The sequence below is a fragment of the Nocardia sp. NPDC050718 genome (assembly GCF_040654235.1).
Taxonomy (GTDB): Bacteria; Actinomycetota; Actinomycetes; order Mycobacteriales; family Mycobacteriaceae; genus Nocardia.
Map to the genome: position 1 here is coordinate 1,568,650 of NZ_JBFAHQ010000001.1, position 23,999 is coordinate 1,592,648.

General features: G+C 69.7%; 24 protein-coding genes. 12 read left to right on the top strand and 12 right to left on the bottom strand.

All coding sequences use genetic code 11. From position 1 onward, the window contains the following. Window positions 1-61: 61 nt before the first annotated feature. Complete coding sequence (locus AB0H54_RS07375) at window positions 62-1,006, bottom strand: diacylglycerol kinase family protein (protein WP_355276076.1); 945 nt, start codon at window positions 1,004-1,006, stop codon at window positions 62-64. A gap of 129 nt (window positions 1,007-1,135) precedes the next feature. Between AB0H54_RS07375 and AB0H54_RS07380 the strand changes: the two genes are divergently transcribed. Further along, on the top strand, window positions 1,136-1,555 hold the full coding sequence (locus tag AB0H54_RS07380) for a hypothetical protein (protein ID WP_355276542.1): 420 nt from the start codon (window positions 1,136-1,138) through the stop codon (window positions 1,553-1,555). A 3-nt stretch (window positions 1,556-1,558) separates the two neighbouring features. Here the strand turns inward: AB0H54_RS07380 and AB0H54_RS07385 are convergent, their stop codons facing one another. From AB0H54_RS07385 to AB0H54_RS07405, 5 genes are all read right to left on the bottom strand, one after another. Beyond that, the gene (locus AB0H54_RS07385; RefSeq protein ID WP_357343492.1) at window positions 1,559-2,236 is read right to left on the bottom strand and encodes an endonuclease V; all 678 of its coding nucleotides are present in this window, start codon (window positions 2,234-2,236) and stop codon (window positions 1,559-1,561) included. Between the two features lie 3 nt (window positions 2,237-2,239). Further along, entirely contained in the window at window positions 2,240-2,719 is a 480-nt protein-coding gene (locus AB0H54_RS07390; protein WP_357343494.1) for a GNAT family N-acetyltransferase, read from the bottom strand. After that, window positions 2,716-3,333: an acid phosphatase gene (locus tag AB0H54_RS07395; protein ID WP_357343496.1), complete on the bottom strand. Its 618-nt coding sequence runs from the start codon at window positions 3,331-3,333 to the stop codon at window positions 2,716-2,718. Before AB0H54_RS07395 ends, AB0H54_RS07390 begins: the two co-directional genes overlap by 4 nt. A gap of 36 nt (window positions 3,334-3,369) precedes the next feature. Next, the gene (locus AB0H54_RS07400) at window positions 3,370-4,608 is read right to left on the bottom strand and encodes a hypothetical protein (protein WP_357343498.1); all 1,239 of its coding nucleotides are present in this window, start codon (window positions 4,606-4,608) and stop codon (window positions 3,370-3,372) included. Between the two features lie 106 nt (window positions 4,609-4,714). After that, complete coding sequence (locus tag AB0H54_RS07405; RefSeq protein WP_357343500.1) at window positions 4,715-6,460, bottom strand: DEAD/DEAH box helicase; 1,746 nt, start codon at window positions 6,458-6,460, stop codon at window positions 4,715-4,717. Between the two features lie 457 nt (window positions 6,461-6,917). Here AB0H54_RS07405 and AB0H54_RS07410 point away from each other — a divergent pair, with 457 nt between their 5' ends. After that, window positions 6,918-7,970: an alpha/beta fold hydrolase gene (locus AB0H54_RS07410; protein ID WP_357343502.1), complete on the top strand. Its 1,053-nt coding sequence runs from the start codon at window positions 6,918-6,920 to the stop codon at window positions 7,968-7,970. A 28-nt stretch (window positions 7,971-7,998) separates the two neighbouring features. Further along, complete coding sequence (locus AB0H54_RS07415) at window positions 7,999-8,688, top strand: ferritin-like fold-containing protein (RefSeq protein WP_355276063.1); 690 nt, start codon at window positions 7,999-8,001, stop codon at window positions 8,686-8,688. Between the two features lie 3 nt (window positions 8,689-8,691). Here the strand turns inward: AB0H54_RS07415 and AB0H54_RS07420 are convergent, their stop codons facing one another. Beyond that, window positions 8,692-9,564, bottom strand: coding sequence for a helix-turn-helix transcriptional regulator (locus tag AB0H54_RS07420; protein ID WP_357343504.1), 873 nt, complete (start codon window positions 9,562-9,564; stop codon window positions 8,692-8,694). Window positions 9,565-9,664: 100 nt separating this feature from the next. Here AB0H54_RS07420 and AB0H54_RS07425 point away from each other — a divergent pair, with 100 nt between their 5' ends. Together AB0H54_RS07425 and AB0H54_RS07430 are read left to right on the top strand one after the other, a co-directional pair. Continuing rightward, entirely contained in the window at window positions 9,665-10,201 is a 537-nt protein-coding gene (locus AB0H54_RS07425) for a YceI family protein (RefSeq protein WP_357343506.1), read from the top strand. Window positions 10,202-10,301: 100 nt separating this feature from the next. After that, window positions 10,302-10,529 (top strand): DUF3107 domain-containing protein, encoded by a 228-nt coding sequence (locus AB0H54_RS07430; RefSeq protein ID WP_355276057.1) that lies wholly within the window; start codon window positions 10,302-10,304, stop codon window positions 10,527-10,529. Window positions 10,530-10,726: 197 nt separating this feature from the next. Here the strand turns inward: AB0H54_RS07430 and AB0H54_RS07435 are convergent, their stop codons facing one another. Further along, window positions 10,727-11,389 (bottom strand): TetR/AcrR family transcriptional regulator, encoded by a 663-nt coding sequence (locus AB0H54_RS07435; protein WP_019048689.1) that lies wholly within the window; start codon window positions 11,387-11,389, stop codon window positions 10,727-10,729. 321 nt (window positions 11,390-11,710) lie between these two features. On the opposite strand from AB0H54_RS07435, the gene AB0H54_RS07440 reads away from it, so the two are divergent. From AB0H54_RS07440 to AB0H54_RS07470, 7 genes are all read left to right on the top strand, one after another. Next, entirely contained in the window at window positions 11,711-12,670 is a 960-nt protein-coding gene (locus tag AB0H54_RS07440; RefSeq protein WP_357344247.1) for a DUF3152 domain-containing protein, read from the top strand. Window positions 12,671-12,775: 105 nt separating this feature from the next. Next, window positions 12,776-13,957: an adenylyltransferase/sulfurtransferase MoeZ gene (moeZ, locus tag AB0H54_RS07445; protein ID WP_355276055.1), complete on the top strand. Its 1,182-nt coding sequence runs from the start codon at window positions 12,776-12,778 to the stop codon at window positions 13,955-13,957. Between the two features lie 112 nt (window positions 13,958-14,069). Continuing rightward, entirely contained in the window at window positions 14,070-14,921 is an 852-nt protein-coding gene (locus tag AB0H54_RS07450; RefSeq protein ID WP_355276053.1) for a TIGR02569 family protein, read from the top strand. A gap of 170 nt (window positions 14,922-15,091) precedes the next feature. Then, entirely contained in the window at window positions 15,092-16,948 is a 1,857-nt protein-coding gene (locus AB0H54_RS07455) for an SCO2524 family protein (protein ID WP_357343509.1), read from the top strand. A gap of 4 nt (window positions 16,949-16,952) precedes the next feature. Further along, window positions 16,953-17,873: an SCO2523 family variant P-loop protein gene (locus AB0H54_RS07460; protein WP_355276050.1), complete on the top strand. Its 921-nt coding sequence runs from the start codon at window positions 16,953-16,955 to the stop codon at window positions 17,871-17,873. A 168-nt stretch (window positions 17,874-18,041) separates the two neighbouring features. Beyond that, the gene (locus AB0H54_RS07465; RefSeq protein ID WP_357344249.1) at window positions 18,042-19,043 is read left to right on the top strand and encodes an SCO2522 family protein; all 1,002 of its coding nucleotides are present in this window, start codon (window positions 18,042-18,044) and stop codon (window positions 19,041-19,043) included. A 41-nt stretch (window positions 19,044-19,084) separates the two neighbouring features. Beyond that, complete coding sequence (locus tag AB0H54_RS07470) at window positions 19,085-20,053, top strand: SCO2521 family protein (protein ID WP_357343511.1); 969 nt, start codon at window positions 19,085-19,087, stop codon at window positions 20,051-20,053. On the opposite strand, the gene AB0H54_RS07475 is transcribed toward AB0H54_RS07470, so the two are convergent. From AB0H54_RS07475 to AB0H54_RS07490, 4 genes are all read right to left on the bottom strand, one after another. Continuing rightward, the gene (locus tag AB0H54_RS07475; RefSeq protein ID WP_357343513.1) at window positions 20,054-20,911 is read right to left on the bottom strand and encodes a hypothetical protein; all 858 of its coding nucleotides are present in this window, start codon (window positions 20,909-20,911) and stop codon (window positions 20,054-20,056) included. Next, window positions 20,908-21,441 (bottom strand): GNAT family N-acetyltransferase, encoded by a 534-nt coding sequence (locus tag AB0H54_RS07480; protein ID WP_357343515.1) that lies wholly within the window; start codon window positions 21,439-21,441, stop codon window positions 20,908-20,910. Before AB0H54_RS07480 ends, AB0H54_RS07475 begins: the two co-directional genes overlap by 4 nt. A gap of 159 nt (window positions 21,442-21,600) precedes the next feature. Beyond that, entirely contained in the window at window positions 21,601-23,085 is a 1,485-nt protein-coding gene (locus AB0H54_RS07485; protein ID WP_357343517.1) for a nitrate/nitrite transporter, read from the bottom strand. A 208-nt stretch (window positions 23,086-23,293) separates the two neighbouring features. Beyond that, entirely contained in the window at window positions 23,294-23,965 is a 672-nt protein-coding gene (locus AB0H54_RS07490; protein WP_355276039.1) for a FadR/GntR family transcriptional regulator, read from the bottom strand. Between the last annotated feature and the right edge of the window lie 34 nt (window positions 23,966-23,999).

The window sequence follows — 23,999 nt, forward strand, 5'->3', positions numbered from 1 at the left end:
TTGTACTCGCGTCTCCTGGTTTTCGCAGCGCAACCGGGAGATTTTTCCGCGTGTCCGGAGCTCAGGAGGGCTTGGGTGCCACCACATCGAGGATGCCGGGCACCGATGTGAAATGCACCATCTTGCGTTTTCCGATGAAGTCGCCATCGATTTGCAGGCCGATCTCCTCGGGCGTCTCGATGTGCACGGACGGCACGTCGTCGACCCGGAAAAGCGTGTCCGCCTTGGGGTTTCCATTCTCCGCCAGCAACTGCCTGGCAAGCAGCAGGGTGCGGGTCACACTCATCGAACGGACCGCGAACACCCCGAGGCCGGATTCGAAGGTCGTCCCGGGATTGGTGCGAATCGGGCGGTCCTCGAGATAGGTCCACGGACTCGAATTCGTGACGAAGGCGTAATACACCTCATCGACCGGATCGTGTCCCGGGACCTCGACGGTGACGCGCGGATCCTCGCGCCGGGCGCGGAAGAACTGGCGCACCGTGGTCCGCAGATAGCGGGCTGGCGTGGCCTTGCGGCCCTTCGCCCTGGCGACATCGATCGCCTCGCACACATCGGCGTCCAGACCGACGCCCGCGCTGAAAGTGAACCACCGATCGTCGGCCAGCCCGAGCCCGATCCGGCGGTCCGCGTCGCGGCCGAGCAGATCGATGAGCTGGTTGGTAGCGGTGACCGGATCGGGGGAGATGCCGAGGGCGCGGGCGAAGACGTTGGCCGAGCCGCCGGGGATGATGCCGAGGCGCGGTCGCCAGACCTGATCGTCGCCCACCTGGGGCACCGGCAGGAAGCCGTTGATGGTCTCGTTGACCGTCCCATCGCCACCGTGCACGACGATCAGGTCCATCTCCTGCGTGGATGCCCACTGGGCCAGTTCGGCCGCGTGGCCGCGATGCTGGGTGTGCGCAACGGTCAGCTGGGTCCGGCTCTCCAGGGCATGGGCGAGCAGATCCCGGGTCGCCGGGGTGGTCGAGGTGGCATTCGGGTTGACGATGAGCAGCGTCCGCACGATGTCGAGGGTAATGGGAGGGCGTGAACACCCGGCGCGCGCCGGGCCACCACGACAGCTCGTCGTAGGCTGGGGGCCGTGGCGGAGCAGGACGTGACAGACAGCGGCGAACAGCGTGACGACGAACCGGTGCCGACCGGCATTCCGGCGTCGATCCGGGTGGCGGGCGCCCTGGTGACCCTCGAGGGTCTGGCCGGCGTCGGCACCGCGGTCGTGCTGGTGGTGCGCGCGCTGACCGGCCACGACCAGTCGGTGGCCAGCGGCGTCGGCACCGCGATGTGGTTCGGTGTGCTGTTCGGTGGCGTGCTCGCCGCAGGCATCGGCCTGCTGCGCGGCAAGCGCTGGGGGCGCGCGATCGCCGTCATCGCCCAGGTGCTGCTGCTGCCGGTCGCGTGGTCGCTGCTGACCGACTCGCACCAGCCGCTGTGGGGCACGCTGCTGGCGATCATCTCGCTCGGCGGCTTGGCCGCGCTGTTCGCGCCCGCGTCGAGCCGCTTCATGGCACAGGACTACGGCGAGCTCCCCGACCCCGAGCACCGGGACGCCTAGTGCTCAGCCCGTCGCCGCGCGCAGCGCCGCCCGGCACAGGTGATCGGCCCTGCGGGTGGTCTCCGGTTGCCGGAAGCCCCGGGTGAGGGCGAGCACCTGCGCGCAGGCGGTGTCGAGGTCGATCAGATGGCCGACCGAGACGAACAGCGGCTTGACCTCGTCGCGGGTCCGCAACGCGCGCCCGACCACCTCGCCGTCGATGGTGACGTCGGTGGCGTCGCCGCGGCGCGGGCCGGGCTCGGTGTACTCGCCCCACACCGATTTGGCGACACCGATGGTGGGAATTCCGGCCAGCAATCCGACGTGACAGGCCAGCCCGAAGCGGCGCGGATGTGCGCGGCCCTGGGCGTCGCAGACGAGCAGATCCGGGGTGCCGGTGAGTTTCTCCAGTGCCGCGACGGTGGCCGGGAGTTCCCGGAACGCGAGCAGTCCCGGCACATACGGAAATGTCGAGATTCCATGCGCCACCGCGGATTCCACCGGTTCCAGGGTGGCGATATCGAGAATTACCGCCGCGGTCGCCACGGTGCCGTTCTCGGCGTAGGCCGAATCAATTCCCGCGGCGGTCGAGAATCGCGGCGGCGCGGGGTTTTCCGCGCGCACCAGCGGGCGCAGTTCGTCCTGGAGCGCGGTCGCCTCCTCGGGCGTGCGCGGCCAGGCGCGGGGCGCGTCGATCCGCACGGCTCAGCGCACGGTCGCGGCCAGCGCCGACAGTTCGTCGCCCGCGAGGCGGTAGCCGATCCACTCGTCCTGCGGTGCGGCGCCGAGAGCTTCGTAGAACGCGATCGACGGCGTGTTCCAGGTGAGCACCGACCACGACACCCGGCTGTACCCGTGCGCGACCGCCTCGGCCGCCAGCGCGGCGACCAGCGCGCGACCGAGCCCGGTGCCGCGCGTCTCCGGCCGCACGTACAGGTCCTCCAGATAGATCCCGTGCACCCCGTCCCAGGTGGAGTAGTTCAGGAACCAGATCGCGCACCCCACCACCACTCCGTCGAGCTCGGCGACATGGGCGAACAGCGCGGGCGCCGGCCCGAACAGCGCCGTGTCGAGCTGTTCGACGGTCAGCGTGCACTCCGCGGGCGCCTTCTCGTACTCGGCCAGCTCGTGCACGAGCTGGACCATCGTGGCGACATCGGCGGGGGTGGCGCGACGCACGCTCATCGGGCGGCTCCTTCGATGGGTTCGGTGCGGGTGGTGAGGTTGTGGCCCCAGACGGTGTGGGCGTCGTGGTCGTAGCCGAGTTCGGTGATCGCGCCGGTCGACAGGGCGAAGCGGCGGCCCTCGGTGACGGCGAATTCGGCCCAGCGGGCGATCAGGACGCGGGAGAAGTGGCCGTGGCCGACCAGGACGACATCGCGGTCGGCCAGGACCGGTTCGACCCGGGCCAGGACCCGGTCGGCCCGCGCGCCCACCTGCTCGGCGTCCTCGCCGCCGGGGACGGGGGCGGTCCACACCGTCCAGCCGGGCACGGTTTCGCGGATCTGGACGGTCGTCAGGCCCTCGTAGTCGCCGTAGTCCCATTCGGCGAGGTCCTCGTCGATCGCGGCGTGGGTGAGCCCGGCCAGTTCGGCGGTCTGCCGGGCGCGCAGGCGGGGGCTGGTGAAGACCAGCGGATCGCGCAGGTCGAGTGATTTCAGCACCAGTCCGGCCGAGCGCGCCTGGGCCTCGCCGAGCGGGGTCAGCGGCAGGTCGGTGTGGCTGGTGTGCCGTCGCTGACTGGACCAGGTGGTTTCGCCGTGGCGCAGCAGGACCAGCCGGACGTCGGAAGTGGACATGAGTCCATCATGGCAGGCGCCGTCGCGGCGGAATCGTCAGCCGAGGGCGTAGAGCTGTCCGCCGCGCCGTTCGAAGACCGTCGGGCCGAGGACCGCGGTGGAGATGGTGTCGCCCTGGTAGTCGGTGCGCTGGAGCGGGATCCGGGCGACCGTCTCGCCGTTGGCGGTGTCCACCGCGATCAGCCCGTCGGCGACCGGGACGAGCAGCCTGCCCGCCATCAGCGCGGGCGTGCCGAGCGCGTCGCGGACCGTCCAGACCGGCTGTAAGGTGTTCGCGCTCAAGGCGATCAGGCTGTCGCCGGTGAAGACGTAGATCGCCGAACCGAGCCGGGTCACGGTGGTCGTGCGCGGGTTCCACGGCGCGGCCAGCTGGTGCACCGCGATCTCGTTGCCCGTGCCGTCGTGCACCGCGATCCGGGCGGGCAGGCCGAGGCCGGTCGCCGTCGCCGGGGTGGCCGGGTAGTAGACGGCGGTCTTGTTGTCCGACACCGCGATCACCCGGACCTCGGGGGAGTCCGCGCCGGGCGCGGTGAGCACCCGCGAGCCGTACTCCTCCGGGTCGGTCGATTCCTTCGGCGCCGGATTGAGCACGGTCAGCCGGGCGGTCATGTCGGCGGGGCAGCGCTCGAGCACCGACAGGCGCGAGGAACTCGACGCGGCCGAGGTCAGCGCGCAGCCGGTGCGCGGCTGGGTGTTCGGGTTCACCGGGGCGTCGACGTAACCGAACTCGAGGGTGCGTACCAGGTCCGAGCGCCACATCTCCAGCCGGTCGGGACCGAGGGCGAGCAGGTAGGTGCCGTCGCCGGTGACCCGGATCTCGTCGTCCATGTAGCTGCTGCGCGCGACCTTGCGCGCGCCGGTGTCGGACTCGAGCATGGTGGTCTGGCTGCACCCGCGCTGATCGCGATAGGTGGCGATGACGGTGCCGAACTGGGACTCCACCGCGCACAGCGGCATGTCGCGGCGATACCACCACAGCTGCTCACCGCTCACCGGGTCCCGGCCGCTGACGGTGCCGGCGTCGCCGGTCACCACGACATTGCCGGAGGTCAGGGCCCGGCTGCTCGCGGTGTCGGCCGCGTGCCAGCGTTCGCTGAGGGTGGCGGGAAGTTGCGTCGCCGCGGTCACCGTCGGCGCGGGCGAGGCCGCGGTGACCGAATCGGTCCCGGTGGCGTCGGCCCGCGCCCACACCACGATCGCCGCCAGCACGAGGGTGACGGCGATCGCTGCTGCGGCAAAGATATCGGCGCGCGTCCGCCGCTCGGGTGCGAGCACACAGGCGAGTGTATTCGGCGCGCCATGGCAAGTCCGACAGGGGCGACAGGCGAAGACGCGACCGCCCCCGGCCCGTGGGGCAGGGGGCGGTCGGGGTGTTTCCGCGTCAGGCGTCGACGGTCACCGGGCTGTCGGCCGTCGCCGGGCTGTCGGCGGCGGATTCGGCCGGCTTGCGCCGGCGACGGCGCCTGGCGGGCTTGGCTTCGGCGGGCGCGTCACCGGAGGTCGCGGACTCGGCGGCAGTGTCGCCGGAGGTGGCCGACTCGCCCGTGGCGGCCGGAGCCGCCTCGGCACCCGACTCGGTGGCGGTCGCCTCGCCCGACTCGGCGGGCTTGCGGCGACGGCGGCGACGGCGGGCGGGCTTGTCGCCGTCGGCGTCGTCGGCCGGGGTCGACTCGTCGGCGGTGGTGTCGGCCGCCTCGGTGCCCGCGGCCGGATCGGCCTTGCCACCGCGGGTGCGGCGACGGCTCCTGGTCGACTTGGGCCGCTCGGCGCGCTCCTCGACGACGTCGCCCTCCTCGCGGACCGGCTTCGGCTTGCGGATGACGCCGGTGACGCCCTCCGGGATGCCGAGATCGGTGTAGAGGTGCGGCGAGCGCGAGTAGGTCTCGGCCGGGTCGGGGATGCCGAGGCCCAGCGCCTTGTCGATCGACTCCCAGCGGTGCAGCTCGTCCCAGTCGATCAGGGTGATCGCGACACCGGTGCGGCCCGCGCGGCCGGTGCGGCCGATCCGGTGCACGTAGGTCTTCTCGTCCTCGGGGCACTGGTAGTTGATGACGTGGGTGACGTCGTCGATGTCGATGCCGCGCGCGGCGACGTCGGTGGCGACGAGCACGTCGATGGTGCCCTTGCGGAACTTGGTCAGCGCCTTCTCGCGGGCGATCTGGCCCAGGTCGCCGTGCACGGCGCCGACCGCGAAACCGCGCTCGGCCAGGTCGTCGGCCACCTTCTGCGCGGTCCGCTTGGTCCGGGTGAAGATCATCGTGGCGCCGCGGCCCTCGGCCTGCAGCACGCGCGCGACCAGCTCGCTCTTGTCCAGCGCGTGCGCGCGGTAGACGAACTGCGCGGTGCGATCGTGCACCGCCGAATCGCTGGCCTCCTCGGCCCTGATGTGGGTCGGGCGGGTCAGGAAGGTACGGGCCAGGGTGATGATCGGGCCGGGCATGGTCGCCGAGAACAGCATGGTCTGGCGGGCGTCGGGGACCATCGACAGGATGCGCTCGATGTCGGGCAGGAAGCCCAGGTCGAGCATCTCGTCGGCCTCGTCCAGGACCAGCACGCCGATCTTGCCGAGGATCAGGTGGTTCTGGTTGGCCAGGTCGAGCAGGCGGCCTGGCGTGCCGACGACCACGTCGACACCGTCGCGCAGCGCGGCGATCTGGGTGTCGTACGGGCGGCCACCGTAGATGGCGGCGACCTTCAGCGGGCCCTGGTGGTTGGTCAGGTACTTGCTCGCGTTCTCCAAGTCCTTGGTGACCTGGATGCACAGCTCGCGCGTCGGCACGATGACCAGGGCGCGCGGGGTGCCGTCGAGCGGGGTGGTGCCGGTGTCGGCGGTGGCGATGCGGTGCAGCAGCGGCACACCGAAACCGAAGGTCTTGCCCATGCCGGTGCGGGCCTGACCGATGAGATCCTCGCCGGCCAGCGCCAGCGGCAGGGTCAGTTCCTGAATCGCGAAGGTGCGTTCGATCCCGATCTCGCCGAGCGCGCGCACGATTTCTTCGCGCACGCCCAATTCGGCGAAACTCGGCGGGATGTGGGTGTTGTCCAGTTCGGCCGTCAGGAGAGTGTCGGTCAAACCGGGTTCCTGTTCGACAGTGATCTTGCTCAGGGTTCGTGCCTTCCTCGTCATTGCATCTCGCACGCACGAGGTGGGGCGGGCCGGTCGGCCCGCGACGACCACATATCCGCCTGTGATATTCACCGGGCCTGCACCGAGCGCTATCGCGTCATCGGCGCGGCACATCGGTGATGCGGATTCGGTGCGCGCACATTTTCCGTGGACATCGCCGCCGTCCGCCCGCGCTGAACGCCGGTGGAGCGCAGCGCCCGCGAGAGCGGGAGAGTCGCGCCCGCAGGGTCTGCCGGGGCGAGGAAACTAGCGTTGTCCACGGAGATTGTAGCGTGATATTCTTCGCAGCCCGAATTTCGGCTCGGCGCACAGTGCCGCGAATACCGGTGCGACGTCACATTCTCGTGGTCCCACCCTGTGTCACAGCACAATTCGACGGCCGCGATTTCGCGCGTGTCTGTCACGTGTAACAGAACTCACTTGGTACCGCCGGTACCGCGTGTGAGACATTCTTGACGTGAGCATCACCGAGACCGTCACCACCGCCGCGCGCAACGCGTGGGCGCTGAGCTTCGGCGGAGGCATCGAAGCGCCGGCCCCGGCCCCCTCGACCGTCCTGTGGGACGAACCGCATCGTCTGCTGCGCCGCTACGAATCCGAATCGCCCTCGGCCACATCGGATTCCGCGGTGCTGCTGGTGCCGCCACTGGCCGCGCCCGCGACCTGCTTCGACCTGCGCCCGGACCAGAGCCTGGCCCGCCACCTGGTCTCGACCGGCCGGTCCACCTACCTCGTCGACTACGGCGACATCTCCTTCGCCGATCGCCGGATGGGCTTCGAGGACTGGGTCACCGACATCCTGCCCGAGGCGATCCTGCGCACCAGCGCCGATCGCGGCGGTGCTCCCGTCGACCTGGTCGGCTGGTCCATCGGCGGCGTGTTCGCCCTGCTCACCGCCGCCGCGAACCCGGAACTGCCGATCCGCTCGGTGACCGGCGTCGGCTCGCCGCTGGACTACAACAAGATGCTCGGCATGCCGCAGTTGCGCGCGGTCGCGAGCATCACCGGTGGCCAGGCCACCACCGCGCTGGTGCGCGCCGCCGGCGGCATCCCCGCGCCGCTGGTCAAGATCGGCTACCGGCTCGCCGCCTTCGACCGCGAGCTGGCGCGGCCGATGTTCCTGGCGAACAACATCACCCGCACCGAGACGCTGGCCAAGATGGAATCCATCGACCGGTTCCAGGCCGCCATGCCCGGCTATCCCGGCCGCTTCTACGGTCAGATCTGGGGCCGGTTCATCCTGGCCAACGACATCGGCCGGGGCAGGCTCCAGTTGCGGGACCGGGTCGTCGAACTCGCCGATGTACGGGTGCCGGTGCTGCTGGTCGGCGGCACGTCCGATGTCATCACGCCCAAGGCCGCCGTCGAGGCGGGCCTGCGCACCCTCACCGGATCGCCGTCGGTCACCTACGAGATCGCGCCGGGCAGCCATCTCGGCATCCTGGCCGGGCCGGACGCCCGCCACACCACCTGGACCTACCTCGACAAGTTCCTGGCGGAGCGCGACTGATCATCGATCGGGACTAAGGTTGATACCCATGGGAGCACAGACCTCTGCCGCGCCGGATGTTGTCTCGACCGAACCGCTCGCCGCGGATCACCCGGGGGTGACCGAGCTGTACGCGGTCGTCGCCTACGGCGAGATCTCCGCGTTCTACCGGCTGGCCGAAGAGGCCAAGCTGGCGCCGTCGCTGCGCGGCCGGGTGGCCGTCGCCAAGATGGCCGCCGCCGAGCTGGCGCACTTCGAAACCCTCGAGTCGGCGCTGGCCGCGCGGGGCGCCGATCCCGAGGCCTCGATGGCGCAGTACCAGGGCGCGCTGGACTCCTACCACGCCTCCACCGACCCCTCGACCTGGCTCGAGTCGATGGTGAAGTTCTACGTCGGTGACGGGCTGGCCGCCGACTTCTACTCCGAGATCGTCGGCGTGCTCCCCGCCGAGGTCGCCGACGTGGTGCGCGACGTGCTCGCCGAGACCGGCCACTCCCAGTTCGTGGTCGACGAGGTGCGCAGCGCGGTGGCGGCCAGCCGCTCCGAGCGCGACCGCCTCACCCTGTGGGGCCGCAGGCTCCTCGGCGAGGCGATCACCCAGGCGCAGTACGTGATGGCCCAGCGCGACGAACTGGCCGAGCTGGTGCTGGCCGCGACCGGCGACCTCAACGGCATCGCCACCCTGTTCGACCGGATGCAGGAGCGCCACGCCGCCCGCATGGCCGAACTCGGCTTGTAGGTACTACTCGCCGACCGCGTGGCCCGGCACGAGGCGCAGTTCCGGTGCGCGGGCCGCTGCCTCGCGCGGCAGCCAGATGACGACCTGTTGATCGCGCTCGGCCGCCAGGGTCTGCACCGTGAACGTGAGGGTGCCGCGGACCGGGTGTTCGAAGCCGAGCAGGGCGGGCACGTCCTCGGCGAGGCGATGCGGCTGCCAGCGGCGGGCGAATTCCGGCTCGGTGCACAGGTGGGCGATGATCCCGGCCACCCGCTCGTCCTCGGGCCTGCGCAGCCGAGTCCTGGCGAGCTGGTCGGCCAGGTGATCGGCGAGCTGGGCCCAGTCGGTCACCGTGACGCGGGCCTGCGCGTGCCGGAAGGTCCACACGGCCAGGTTCACCTGGTCGGGATCGTCGAGCAGGCCGATCGGGCCGACCAGATCCGCCCACGCGCTGTTCCAGGCCAGCACATTGGCGCGCGGGCCGAGCACGAACGCCGGCGTCGGCGCCATCGCGTCGACGACCCCGCGCAGCGCGGCGGGCACCTGATCGAGCTCCGGGTCGAACGCGGTGCTCGGGCAGCGCGCTTCGGCGCTGCTGGTCAGGGCCAGCCAGCCGAAGTGCGCGCGCTCGGTGTCGTTGAAGCGCAGCGCCGTGGCCAGCGCGTCGACGACCGCCATCGACGGATTGCTGTCGCGCCCCTGTTCGAGCCGGGCCAGATAGTCGGCGCTGACGCCGGCCAGCACCGCCACCTCCTCGCGCCGCAGGCCGGGGGTGCGCCGCCGGCCGCCGCCGGGCAGGCCGACGTCCTCGGGCCGCAGCTCGGCCCGGCGCGCGACCAGAAGTTCCGCGAACGCCGACCGGGCATGCTGCCGATCTGTCATGTCTTCGCCTGCCATGTCTCGATGGTGCCCGGTCCCCGCTCCCGCAGCCACGCCCTGCGGGGTCCAGGATAAGCGCGGTCTGGTTAGCGGACCATGGTCCGGTCAGGGTGGAGGCATGACTTCCTCGACACAGACCCAGCAGATCAAGACCGGATCGTGGGCGCTGGACACCCACCACTCCTCGGTCTCGTTCACCGTGCGCCACCTCGGGATCGCCAAGGTGCGCGGCGGCTTCACCAGCTTCGAGACCGAGTTCGTGGTCGACGAAGCGGGCGCGGCCACCATCGGCGCCACCATCGCCCTCGACTCCTTCGACACCGGCAACGCCGACCGTGACGCCCACATCCGCGCCGCCGACTTCCTCGACGTCGCCAACCGCCCGACCCTCACCTTCCGCGCCACCGCGCCGGTGCGCGTCGCCGAGTCCTTCACCGTCGCGGGCGAGGCCACCCTCGGCACCGTCACCCAGCCGGTCACCCTCGACGTCGAGTGGGGCGGCGTCGCCGACTTCCCCGACGGCACCCGGCACGCCGGCTTCTCCGCCACCGGCGCGATCAAGCGCACCGACTTCGGCGTCGGCGTCCCGATGCCGGGCATGCTGTCGGACACCGTGAAGATCGAACTGGAGATCGAACTGATCGAGCCCGCCTGATCCCGTTCGCTCAGAGCGCAGGCGGGCATGGCACCCGCATCCGCCGCCTGCACTAGCCTGGAGTCGACAACACAGGACTCTTACGTTCGGAGGTTTGGCCGTGGAGGTCAAGATCGGTATTTCGGATAGCCCGCGCGAGCTCGTCATCAACAGCGCGCAGAGCCCTGACGAGATCGAGGCGCTGGTCTCCGAGGCGCTGAGCGGCGCGAGCGGTGTGGTCTCGCTGACCGACGAGAAGGGCCGTAAGTTCCTGATCCAGTCGGCGAAGGTCGCCTACGTGGAGATCGGCTCGCCCGCGACCGGCCGCGTCGGCTTCGCCACGGTCTGAGCTGTCCCGCCTCCCCGCGATTTCGGCCGACGGCTGAGGGACCGGCCGATCTCCTGATCGGGCTTGCGGATAGGAGCCGCTCGAGTTCTGGGCGTGCCCGACGAGGTACCGATGTTCTCGCGAGATCAGTTGCTCAGGTCGTGAAACAGCGAAGGCCTGCCATCGAGTTCGGATGGCAGGCCTTCGCTGTTTCGTTCTCAGCCGATCGGGTGCAGCGGGACGTGCTTGAGGCCGCCCCAGGCCAGGGCCACGGTGGTGTCGACCGCTTCGTCCTTGGGGATCGGGCGGTCGGCCTCGAGCCAGTAGCGAGCGGTGAACTGGCTGGCGCCGACCAGGCCGACGGCCAGGATGCGGGCCCGGTAGGGATCCAGGCCGGAGTCGTGGGCGACGAGGTCGAAGACGGCGTCCACACACGCCTCGGTGGCCTGCTCGACCCGGCGCTGCACCTGCGGCTCGCTGGTCAGGTCGGATTCGAAGACGAGGCGGAAGCCCTGCATCTCGTTGTCGACGAAGTCGAAGTACGCGGCGACCGCGGCCCGCACGCGCTGCTTGTTGTCGGTGGTGGAGCGCAGCGCCTGGCGCACGCTCGACACCAGGATGTCGACATAGTTCTGCAGCACCGCCAGGTACAGCTCCAGCTTGCTCGCGAAGTGCTGGTAGAGCACCGGCTTGCTGACGCCTGCCACCTGCGAGATCTCGTCCATGCCCGCGGCGTGGTAGCCACGCTGGACGAACACTTCGCTGGCCGCGAGCAGCAGTTGCTGGCGTCGCTCGTCACGGGGCAGCCGGGTGCCGCGCTTGGCCGGGACCGTTTCCGGCACCGATCGGCGCGAGGTCATGCGGTCCACGAGGTCTGTCATCTCGGCTCTCTTTGTCGTTTACCCCGGCCCAGGGGTGCGGTCCGGTATCCCACGAACGATACCCGCACGGTGTTCCCATCAAGTTTCGCCCTGGAAATGTAGTACCAGTCCGCGGGGTTCGCCGGGCCGTAACCGCGTGATCTCCTGCGGCCGCCGCGAAGCCGGGGTTGCGCACTGTGAGAATCTGGTGGGGTGACCGACCGACCGGAACGACCATCCGGCGGCGGGCGCGATGTCGCTCGCCCCACGCAACCCACCGAGTCCGGTTCTGTGACGTCGGCGCCAGAAGGGCGAGAACTCCAGGTCTACGACCCGCTCGGGCTGTATCAGCCCGCCGACAAGTCGCGGCAGCCACTGCGCGCCCGCTGGAACCCCACCGACGCCGACAGCGGCCGTCCGCGCAGCCCGCAGCGGGAGGCGAAGAAGCAGAGCGCGATCGGCCGGTTCGTGCGCCGCTACGGCTGGCGGGCCTACGCGCTGCCGGTGTTGCTGGCCGTCACCGTGCTCGTCGTCGTCGACGCCGTGCGCGCGGGCCCGATGCCCGCCGCGGTCGAACCCGGGTTCGGCGCGCTGAGCCCGAAGGTCGCCCAGTCCGGCATCATCGGCGCCCCGCCCGGCGACGGGAAGTTCCCCGCCGATCTGCCGCTGGGCGCGCTGCCAGAGGGCGGCGAGTACGTCGATCGCGCGGCGGGCACCTGGCATGTGGTGCCCGGCACCAGCCCCCAGGTCGGCACCGGCACCGAGCGGGTGTTCCGCTACACCGTCGAGGTCGAGGACGGGATCGACACCGGCCCGTTCGGCGGTGACGCCGCGGTGGCCAAGATGGTGGAGACCACCCTGGCCAACCCGAAGAGCTGGACCCACGACCCGCGCTTCGGTTTCCAGCGCGTCGACACCGGTGAACCCGACTTCCGGCTCTCGCTCACCTCCCGCGAGAGCACCCGCGCCGCGTGCGGATTCGAGATCCCGATCGACTCCTCCTGCTACAACGCCGATATCGACCGCGTGGTGCTCTCGGAGGTGCGCTGGGTGCGCGGCGCGCTGGCCTTCGACGGCGACATCGGCTCCTACCGGCAGTACCAGATCAACCACGAGGTCGGCCACGCCATCGGCTACCACGGCCACCAGCCCTGCGAGACCGACGGCGGACTCGCGCCGATCATGATGCAGCAGACCTTCGGCACCAAGAACAACGACATCGCCCTGCTCGACCCGCACGGTGTGGTGCCCGCCGACGGCAAGACCTGCCGCTTCAACCCCTGGCCGTACCCGAGGGGGTGAGGCCCCCGGCGATGCGCGACCATAGACGGGAAGAACCCCGCGGCCGGCGATGTTGTCACCATTGCCAACCCGCACGGTTTTCGCCATAGATACAGGAGCTCTGACGTGTCATTCAACGGGTCCCTGCCGCCGCTCGTCGAGCCGGCCGCGGAACTGACCAAGGACGAGGTCGCTCGCTACAGCAGGCACCTGATCATCCCCGATCTGGGCGTCGACGGTCAGAAGCGCCTGAAGAACGCCAAGGTGCTCGTGATCGGCGCGGGTGGTCTCGGTTCGCCCGCGCTGCTGTACCTGGCCGCGGCCGGGGTCGGCACCCTCGGCATCGTCGAGTTCGACGAGGTCGACATGTCGAACCTGCAGCGCCAGATCATTCACGGCGAGTCCGATATCGGCCGGTCGAAGGCCGACAGCGCCCGCGATTCGATCCGCGAGATCAACTCCGGGATCGACGTGCGGCTGCACAAGATCCGGCTGGAGCCGGACAACGCGGTCGAGCTGTTCCGCGAGTACGACTTGATCGTCGACGGCACCGACAACTTCGCCACCCGCTACCTGGTCAACGACGCCGCCGTGCTCGCGGGCAAGCCCTATGTGTGGGGCTCGATCTACCGCTTCGAGGGCCAGGTCTCGGTGTTCTGGGAGGACGCCCCCGACGGCCGTGGCATCAACTACCGCGACCTGTACCCGGAGGCCCCGCCGCCGGGCATGGTCCCCTCCTGCGCCGAGGGCGGCGTGCTCGGCGTGCTGTGCGCGTCGATCGGTTCGGTGATGGTGACCGAGGCGATCAAGCTGATCACCGGCATCGGTGAGACGCTGCTCGGCCGCCTGATGGTCTACGACGCACTGGACATGAACTACCGCACCATCAAGCTGCGCCGCGATCCGGAGCGTCAGCCGATCACCGAGCTGATCGACTACGAGGCGTTCTGCGGTGTGGTCTCGGAAGAGGGTGTGGCCGCCGCGGCCGGGTCGACGATCACCGCCGCCGAACTGAAGGATCTGCTCGACGCGGACAAGGTCGAGCTGATCGACGTGCGCGAGCCGGTCGAGTGGGACATCGTCCACATCGACGGCGCGACGCTGATCCCCAAGGACCGCATCCTGTCCGGTGAGGCGCTGGCCGAACTGCCGCAGAACAAGCCGATCGTGTTGCACTGCAAGACCGGTATCCGCTCGGCCGAGGCGCTGGCGGCGCTCAAGCGCGCCGGTTTCGCCGACGCCACGCACCTGCAGGGCGGCGTCGTGGCCTGGGCCAAGCAGGTCGATCCGTCGCTGCCGGTCTACTGATCCGGTAACTGCGCTGTTGCCGACCTCGCCGAAGATTGCGGCGAGGTCGCAAAGTGGAGTGTGCCAGCGTGCCTTAGGGCTCGGGCGGTAGCCGCGGGGTTACGGTACGGCCGTGACCTCAGTCGAACCTCCCGAGCATGTGCGGGCCACATTCGGGCTTCGCGAAGTGACACCGGTCTCCCTCGGTGACTGGGACGGTGGCTGGCGGCTGGGTGACGTGGTGCTGAGTCCGGTGGCCGATCACGCGCGGGCCGCGTGGTCGGCGAAGGTGCGCGAGACGCTGGCGGTCGACGGTCTGCGGGTGGCGCGCCCGGTGCGCGCCACCGACGGCCGGTACGTGGTGTCCGGCTGGCGCGCCGACACCTTCGTCGACGGCGCGCCGGAGCCGCGGCACGACGAGGTGGTGTCGGTGTCGCTGCGATTACACAAGGCGACAGCGCCCCTGGAACGTCCGCGTTTCCTGGTGCAGCCGCCGGTCGCGCCGTGGGTCGACGTCGACGTGTTCGTGGCCGCCGACCGGGCCGCCTGGGAATCGGTGCCGCTGCGCAGCTTGCGCGCGGGCGGCGTCCCGATCGCCGCGACCCCCGACGGGCAGCGCAGCCTGGAACTGATCGGTCAGCTGGCCACCCTGCGCAAGCCGGTGCGCGGACCCGATCAGCTCGTGCACGGCGATCTCTTCGGCACCGTCCTGTTCGCCGGCGCGCACACGCCCGGCCTGACCGACATCACCCCGTACTGGCGTCCGGCCGCCTGGGCCGCCGGGGTGGTGGTCGTCGACGCGCTGGCCTGGGGCGGTGGCGACGACGGCCTGCTCGACCGCTGGGCCAGCCTGCCGGAATGGCCGCAGATGTTGTTGCGCGCCTTGATCTTCCGGCTGGCCGTGCACGCCTTGCACCCGCGGTCCACCCCGGAGGCGTTTCCCGGCCTGGCCCGCACGGCGGACATGGTCCGTTTGGCGTTGTAAGGGCGAATTGCGCCGATAGTGACCGATGGGTCTGATGTGGTTTCAAATCCGTTGAGACCCAACGTTTCCTGGGATATCCCGTGCTATCTTCATCGAGCATCGCCGCCATGTGTCCTGCGCCGGACCGGGGGACCCGTGCGGCCCGTCACGAGCGGTGAGGATTGCTGCGGGTGAGAATCCAGCCCAGACAACAGATTCTGGATATTTGGAGCGCCATGCTCTCGGCCTGCTACCGGGACGAGAAATGGCATTGGGACGGAGTCCTCGGCGCCAATTCGATCAGTGATTCCGAACAGCTGCTGTGCCTGCTGTATCCGGCCACCGAGATCGAGAGCTTCGCGCTGGACCGCCCCGAGGCGATGTCCGACGACGTCAGGGTCGTCCTCGAGGCGTTCGGCGGCCAGGCCAGGATCGGCATCACGGTGCTCGGCCTGGTCGAGGAGTACCTGGCCCGCAACACCGATCCCGACGGCCTGCCCCGCTTCGACGCGGGCAGCTACCTGCGCGCCACCGGCGACACCGAGCCGACACCCGCCCAGCACGCGCTGGAGGTGGTGGACGGCTACTCCATGTCGGTGACGCTGTGCATCGCCGCGCTCGGCTTCGCCCGGGTCTTCGACCGCTGGGCGCGCACCGAGCGGCGCAAGGACATCAGCGCCAGGATCGCCGAGCTCAGTACCGGATTGAGTACCCGGCTGACCGCCGCGATGACGGGCCTGGTGCGCAGTTTCGTGGTCAACACGGCCTCGCCGCGCTCACCGTCGGGCAAGGCGATGCTCGGCATGCTCAACCAGTCGGGGCAGCCGGAGAAGGTGGTCGTCGACGCCGTCGCCCGCAGCCTCGATCGCGTGCGCGCCCGGCTGCGCAACGACGTCACGCTGGGCCGGGCGCCGGAATCCGAACTCGACGACGAGGATCTGCTCTTCGAGTGCGGCTGGAGCTGGGGCGTGGTGCAGGGCGCCGACCCGGTCGACTTCGTCCCCGACGCCATCGGTTCCAGCATCGGCTACGCCGACCCGAGGCCCTACCTCTACTTCACCATCACCGCCCTCGACGGCATCAACGACGTGCTCTCCCAGCGCACCAGAGAGCTCGACCTGCTCGACGACACCCAGTACCGCCTGGCCGAGGCGCTGCGCATCCGCTGGGACATCACCCAGCGCTACTGGGCGACGGTCGCCCGCTTCGGCAGCGGCACCTGGCCGCTGGAGGACATCCCGTGGCGGACCTCCGACGGCGAGGAGTCGGACTACTTCTCCCTCATCGTGTCCGCGGTGCTGATCCAGGAACTGGTGGCCCGCACCGCCTCCGACGACGACCTCACCCGCGCGATCGGCATCTTCGACGAGCTGGCCCGCCGCGGCCGGATCATCCGCAGGCCCACCCAGGACGACCCGTCCCTGGCCCTGCACCACCCCGGCGTGCGGATGACCCTGCGCGGCAGCGAACTCGTCGACGGCGGCGGCTCCCGCCTGGAGTGGATCGCCTCGGACTTCGCGCCCGTGCTGCTCAAGCGCAGCCTGCAGGCAGCCCGCCTGTCCGGCAACATCACCGCCCGCGACCGGCTGATGGAACTGGCCAAGAAGGTGATGGACCACCTGGACCTGCGGATGATCACCGACGGTGACGCCGCGGGCCTGTGGGACGATCCCGGCGCGGCCTTCGGTGCCGCCGCCAGGGCGGGTCAGACGCTCCCGTCCTGGTACATGACCGAGCGCGTGATCGAATGCCTGGTCACCGCGGACCGCACCTACCGGGAGGCGCCGCTGCGCTCCCCGGCGATGGTGGTGCGCGCCGTCGAACTGCTCAACGAGGCCGAGCACCTGCTCAATCAGGAGATGCTCAATGTCAGCGTCGAGGACACCTCGGCCAACCGCATCGCGCTCGACGGCGTCGAGCAGCAGCTGGCCAGGGCCCGCGACGTGGTGAATCTGCAACCGGGAACGGCGTTCACGCTCGCCTCGGCGGCCCTGATCGAACTGGACCGGCTCGCCTACGCTCGTCTCGACGCGATGAGGAGCACGTGACCCCATGATCGTTTTCGCCACCTCGGACAAGGGCGGCACCGGACGGTCCGTGACCAGTTGCAACCTGGCCTACCGGCTGGGCTTGCGCGGGATCAGCACGGCCTATCTCGACTTCGACTTCGGCTCACCGACCGCGGGCGCGCTGTTCGAGATCAGCGCGGTCGAGCGGGGCACCGCCTCCGGCAGCGGTCTGCACTCGTACCTGCGCGGCCACAACAGCCTGCCGCAGCGCATCGACGTGCGGGCCAACACCAATCGGGATGCCCTGCGCAGCCAGCGATCCCGGGGCGGCAAGCTGGTCCTGCTGCCCGGCGACGAGGGCGGCGGCGAGGCCATGTCGGCCAACGACGCGCATGTGGTGCGCCGCTGCCGCGAACTGCTGCTCGATCTGGACAGCACCTACAAGGTGGTGATCGTCGACCTGAGCGCGGGCCGGTCGGTGGCCATGCAGATCGCGCTGGAAGCGACCCGCCCGCAGGACATGCCGGACAAGGAGGTGTGCTGGCTGGTCTACCACCGCTGGACCCGGCAGCACCTGATGGCCGCGCAGGGGCTGGTGCACGGGCCCAAGGGCCTGCTGAAGACCGGGGTCGAACTCGGCTACGCCCCCGACGACCTGCTGGCCCGGATCCGCTTCGTCCGCACCGCCGTTCCGCGCGTCACCGACGAGCACGCGGCCAGCGGTGGCCCCCAGGCGGCGTGGCTGCTCAAGCAGAACGACGCGTTGCGTTCGCTGGCGGCCGAGTACCGGCTCGGCGCGGGCGCGCTGCTGGGGGAGACGCCGGTCGAGCCCGTGTTGCAGTGGCGGGAGCAGATCGTGCTCGACGCGGATGTGAACGCGGGCATCGCCAATCGCGCCACCGTCGACGCCTTCGAGGAACTGGCGCGGCGGCTCTGGGATCGCGCGACCTGGGTGCGGGTGTAACCGCGGGAAAACGCCCGCTCGGGCACAATGCGCGCAATCGCGACATAACTTGCGAAAGGGACTGGGGGAGGGGAAAATTCGATGGGCGTGTCCGATCGATGGGCGCGCCGTCGTGATGGCTAGAATCGCCACGATTCTATCCGGACGGGTTGACGAGGGGCTGTGGTTGTGGGTGGCGCCGTCTACGCCGAGTCGACGGCGTCAGTGCGTGTCGAGGATGTACCGCTGTCGCACGTGTCCATCGAGGTCGGGCACTTCTACATGTCGGACCTGCTCAACGGCGAAGCGACGATCGCGGCCCAGTTCCGGCGGGTGGCACCGCTGCTCGAGGCCTTCACCGAGATCGCCAGGCAGGACTTCGCCGAGGCCGCCGGTGGCGCCTCGCGGGTGCGGGTGAGTACCTGCTTCCTGCTCGACGACTACTTCCAGACCGACGCCGATCCACGCCGGATCGTGCCGAAACTGCTGCGCATCGCCGAGGAATGCGGCGTCCGGATCGACTACCTGGCCAGTGAGGCCGGGTGCAGCCGGTATCTGCGCCGTCAGCACGACGAGCCGCGGATTCCGCTGGCGCAGATGGTCGCCGACGCGATCGTGGCCGAACCGGCGCCGGGAAGCACCGGGCGCAGGCCACCGACCGCGGAGTCGGGCTGGCTGTGCAACGGCGAGCGGTCCAGCGATCACGAGCCGGGGCACGCCATGGAGGTCAACTACCGGCCGCCGGTGGAGTTCGCCGCGCGCAATCACAACATCTTCCTCGACGTCGAGATGTGGCGCGATCGTGGCGCGGGCCAAGAGGTGCTCTGGTCGTGCCCCTTCCTGGCCTCGGTCTGGCAGCTGCTGCGCCTCGGCATGCTCCGCTACGAGGGCAAGGCCATCGTCGATGCCGAGTACTGGCCGCCGGGGCACGAATGGCCGGCGCGCTGGGCGGATTTCCCGAGCGTGATCCGGTTGCAGGAGCGGGCGGCGCCGTTCGCCGCGTTCCGCTCGCTGTCGCTGCTGCCGCAGCGGTACGTGGGCATCGAGCACGCGGTGCGGATGATCCTCGACCACGTCCAGCCCGACCCCGCCGTCGTCGGGCTGCTCACCCGCCGCGCGGGCGAACAGGGGATCGCGATGACCGACGACGTCACCGACCGGCTCTCGCACTTCTTCCTCAGCAGCCTGTAGATCCGATGCCGTCACCAGCGCATACGGGCTACGCTGCAGCAATGCATCTCAGCGGTGGACCGCTGGCGCTCCTGGGCGAAGTGCGCACCGGGCTGCTGCCGGAGTCGGCGGCGTTGAGCCGTGGGTCGGCGGCGGAATTGCTGACTCTCGTGCGGGGCCGACGCGTGCAGTCGCGGGAACGTCCGGTCAGCTGGGCGCAGTCGCCGGTGATCTCCGAGGGCGTCGACTGCCGGCTCGCCACCCCCGCGCGGGGCCGGGTGCGGGCGGTCGGGACGGTCGCGGCCCACGCCGTGGTGCTGGGCGGCCGGATCCTGCAGAGCTCGGCGACGGCCACCGTGACCGCCGGGGAGGGCACCCATCGGCGCAGCTGGGGTCACTACCTGGGCCGGATCGGGATCGTCGAGATCCTCACCCGGATACCGCCGGACATCAGCACCCAGCTGGTCGACGGTTTCCTCGGTGCGGGGGACGCGACGACGGCCACGCTGGACCCCGGCGCGATCGCGGCCCGCCTGCACATGCGGGTCCGCACCGATCCGATGCTGAACCAGAAGCCGCCGATCCAGACCAGCGCGTCGCGGCTGCGGTGGGCCGCGCGGGTGGAGCGCGGGCAGGCGCCGAGCATGTCGTTCGTCCTGCTCGACGACGAGACCCGGCTGGCCTCGGTGGTGGTCGGCGACGAGGCGGAACTGGCGATGGTGCAGGCCTTCTGCGAGGACCTGGCCATGCACGACTGGCTGCTGACGGTGCTCACCGAGGTCATCGACGAGGCCGAGATGGCCGAGCTCTCGCGCAGTTCGCCCGCCCAGGTGCTCACCCCGCTGCTGGAGCACCTGGTGCACCTGTGGTTGCCCGGCGCCTTCACCCCGGCGCCGTTGCGCGGCCTGTGGACGGGTCTGGAGGCCGAACCCGGCTTCACCGTGCAGTGGAATTCCCGGATCGGGCAGCTGCGCGACCGGGTCGCGGTGGCGACGCTCGGCGCGCTCACCCGCAGCCAGTCGCGCTGGTGATCACAGCCGGAACAGCTGCCGCACCAGCAACGCGAAGAACACCGAGGTCGACACGATGCCCGCGTACGACTCCACGATCAGGGTGGCCTGCGCGAACGAACCCAGCTTGGGCAGATCGTCGGTGCCCACCGGATTCAGGAAGTTCAGCAGTCCCACCCGCACGGCGGTGTTGACGCCGATCCCGGTGCTCGACAGGTAGAAGACCCCGACGAACAGCGCGATCTCCACCGCGATCCAGGCCAGCAGCAGGAACGGCCGATAGCCGTAGCCGCACAGCAGGTCCGAGGTCATTCCGGGTAGTCGCCGCCAGCGTGGGCTGCGCGCTCTGGTCTTGGCGCGCGCCATGTTCAGCCCGCACCGGTCCTGTCCGCGCGGGTTCTCGGTGGTGGTGTGCAGGCGGTAGGCCTGCCGGTAGGCGAGCGCGGCGTGCGCGGGCAGCTTGTGCGCCGAGAGCTGTTCACCGAGTTCCTCGTACACCTCGGCGAGCAGGATCGACTGGGTGCGGCTCAGCCGCAGCGGGCCGCGGAATTCGACCTCGGCGGCGAACAGCGCGGTGAGCACGGTCTCGCAGGACAGCTCGCGTCCGGCGTTGTCGAGCACGTCGGGATCGGCGTCGCGATAGAGGTGGGCGAAGACCAGGCTGTCGCCGACGCGGCGGGTCGAGGGCGGAACGTAGTCGGCGAGGAACTGCTCGACCCGGTGATTGAGTTCGTCGAGCAGGGCGTATTCGTCGGCCGGTCCCGGCGCGCGCAGGAAATCGGCGACGACGTCGGCGAAAGCGCCCGCGTGCCTGCGGATCAGGGTGGTCTTGGAGGCGACGAAGTCGCCGAGCCGATCGTGTTCGGCGTAGTCGGTCATCCCTCGTCGACCGGCCCACGGTCCTTGTACCACCGGCGATCGGTGGGATCGGCGCTCGGCCAATCGGGAACGATGCGGTGCACCAGCAGATCTCGTGGTTCCCCCGCGCCGAAGTACTGGTCCTCGTAACCCGCCCAGACGAAGCCGGAATTCTTGTACAGCGTCGCCGCCGGCACATTCGACGGGCGCACGGTGATGAAGACAGCGTCGACCTGCGACGAACGGCATTGCGCGACAGCCAGATCCAGGAGTGAGCGGCCGAGACCCCGGCCCTGATAGCCCGCCGAGACGGCCAGGCCGATCAGCCAGGCGGTGCTACGGCCGACCGCCACCATCGCATACCCGCAAATCGAACCTGCCAGATCGGCGACCAGCCAATGCGCTCCGTGGATATCGAACAATTGCCTGATGGCGAAATACGGATAGGCCAGCGGCATGAATTCGTGCGATTCGAGCTCGGCGATGGCGGCCAGATCGTCGACGGTGGCGGATCGGAATCGTAGCTCTGCCTGCTCGTTCGAGATGTTCAATACCGCTCACCTCTGCCGCCCCGGTGCAAGTCTGAACTCCAGGGTAAGCGCAGATCGGTGATTGCGGCCACAACCACGGCCGAAAAGTGTTGGCACACAGCCGAAAGCCACGTTCGGTGAGGGGAGCCGAACGTGGCTTTCGGGGTCTCGCTGGGTGGATCAGACGCTGGCGTAGGCCAGCGAGGGCGCCCGGTCGGTGGCGAAGTTGGTGCGCAGGTAGCACCACCAGGTGACCGCCGCCATCACCACGAACACCGCGGCGTAGGCCCAGAAGGCGGGGGCCATGGTCTTGAGGTGGACGTTGGACAGGCGCAGCGCCTGCTGGACGACGAAGCCACCCGCGGCGCCGACCGCGCCGATGACACCGATGGCGGCGCCGGCCTGGCGCTTGGCCGAGATGGCCGCCTCGGCGATGTCGATGCCGTGCTCGGAGGCGTACTTCTTGGCGGTCGCGTTGAAGATCGACGGGATCATCCGGTAGGTGGAACCGTTGCCGATGCCGGCCAGCACGAACAGCGCCAGGAAGGACGCCAGGTAGAGCGGGAAGCTCTTCAGGTCCACCGCGAGCACGATGAACGCGGCCGCGATCGACATGCCGCCGAAGACGTAGACGGTGATCTTGGCGCCGCCGCCGATCTTGTCGGAGACCCAGCCGCCGAACGGACGGCTGAACGAACCGACCAGCGCGCCGAGGAAGGCGAGGTTACCGAGGGTGGTGATCCAGCCGATCTTGGCCAGGTCGGGGAAGGTGGCCTTGATCAGCGTCGGGAAGGCGAAGGAGAAGCCGATGAACGAACCGAAGGTGCCGATGTAGAGGAAGGCCATGATCCAGGTGTGCCGGTTGGTCAGGGCCAGCTTGTAGGACTTGCCGTCGGACTTCGCCTCGGCGATGGAGTCCATGAAGTACAGCGCGCCGATGGTGGCGACCGCGATGAACGGCAGCCAGAACAGCACCGCCAGGGTGATGCCGAAGCGGAAACCGCCCGCGTCCTTGGCCATGATGTGGGTGCCGAAGGTGATCAGCAGCGGCACGATCAGCTGGGTCTGCGCGACGCCGAGGTTGCCGCCCGCGGCGTTGAGGCCCAGCGCGGCGCCCTTCTTGCCCTCGGGGAAGAAGAACGAGATGTTGGCCATCGACGACGAGAAGTTACCGCCACCGACACCGGCCAGCGAGGCCAGCACGAGGAAGACCCACATCGGGGTGCCGGGCTGGTTGACGAAGTAGAGGATGCCCAGGGTCGGGATGAACAGCATCGCCGCGCTGAACGCGGTGAAGGCGCGACCACCGAACTTCGGGACGGCGAAGGTGTACGGGATGCGCAGCGCGGCGCCGACCAGGGTCGGGATGGAGGTCAGCAGCAGGGCGTTGCTGACCGCGGTCGGGTTGCCCTTGCCCAGTCCGGCCAGGAACTCGAAGCCGGCCGAGCCCATGGCGGTGACGATGGAGCCCCAGATCACCCAGATGCTGAAGCCCAGGTTCTCCGCGAAGACCGAGAACCAGAGGTTCTTGCGGGCGGTCTGCTTGCCGCCGGCTTCCCAGAACTCCGGATTGTCCGGGTTCCACTGGGTCAGCCAGCGGCCCTTCTTCTGATATTCGAAGGACGGGGATTCCGTCTCCTGGCCGGTGGCGGCGATTGCGGTCATCGGCTTCCTCTCGATCGGGCTCGATAGAAGCGCATCGACTTTCGTGGCGTTCGATGCGCTTCTTGCGGGGTCGAGATAAAGGTAGAAGCCGGTTGTTGCGTGACAATGGCCTCAGGTGACGTTCCAGCCAACTCACGCTCACCGCCGAAATCGCGGGTCGGTGACCGGCCGGAAACCTGGATGTAGAAGAGCCGCCGGTTCGCTTTTCTCAGCGATCCGGGTACTCGGCGATGAGCGAGCCGAGGAAGCAGCGGGTCGCCTGCATCGCCTTGTCGGCGTCGCCGTCGATCACGGCCTGCACGAGTTCGGCGTGCTCGGTGTCGTAGGCGTCGTCGGAGCGGGCGGTGCGCGCGTGGATCACGTGCTCGATGATCGGCAGCAGCGAATCGTAGAACTCCAGGTATACCGCGTTGTGGCTGGCGACGACGATCGCACGGTGTAGTTCCACGTCGGCGGCGATGGCGACCGGGTCGGGTTCGGTCCAGTTGCGGTTGCTGCGCTCGGCGAGCAGGCGGCGCAGCGTGGCGATGTCGGCGTCGTCGCGACGGCGGGCGGCCAGGCCCGCGGCGGTGGTGTCGAGCGCCTGCCGCAGTTCGAGGATGTCGCGCTCCTCGGCGTCGGCGAAGTACTTGCCCAGGGTGCCGCCGACCTCGGAGGTGGCGATCACATAGGTGCCCGAGCCCTGGCGGCGTTCGAGCATGCCCGCGTGCACGAGGGCCTGGACGCCTTCGCGGACGGTGTTGCGCCCGGTCCCGGTGAGCTCGGTGAGTTCGGGTTCCGTGGGGATCCGTTGGCCCACTGGCCAACGGCCGGAACGGATCTCGGCCCGAAGCTGTTCGGTGACCTGAGCGATGAGGCTGGTTCGCCGGACGGGTTGCACGTCAGCCAGGGTACCGCTGCTCACAAATCATTGC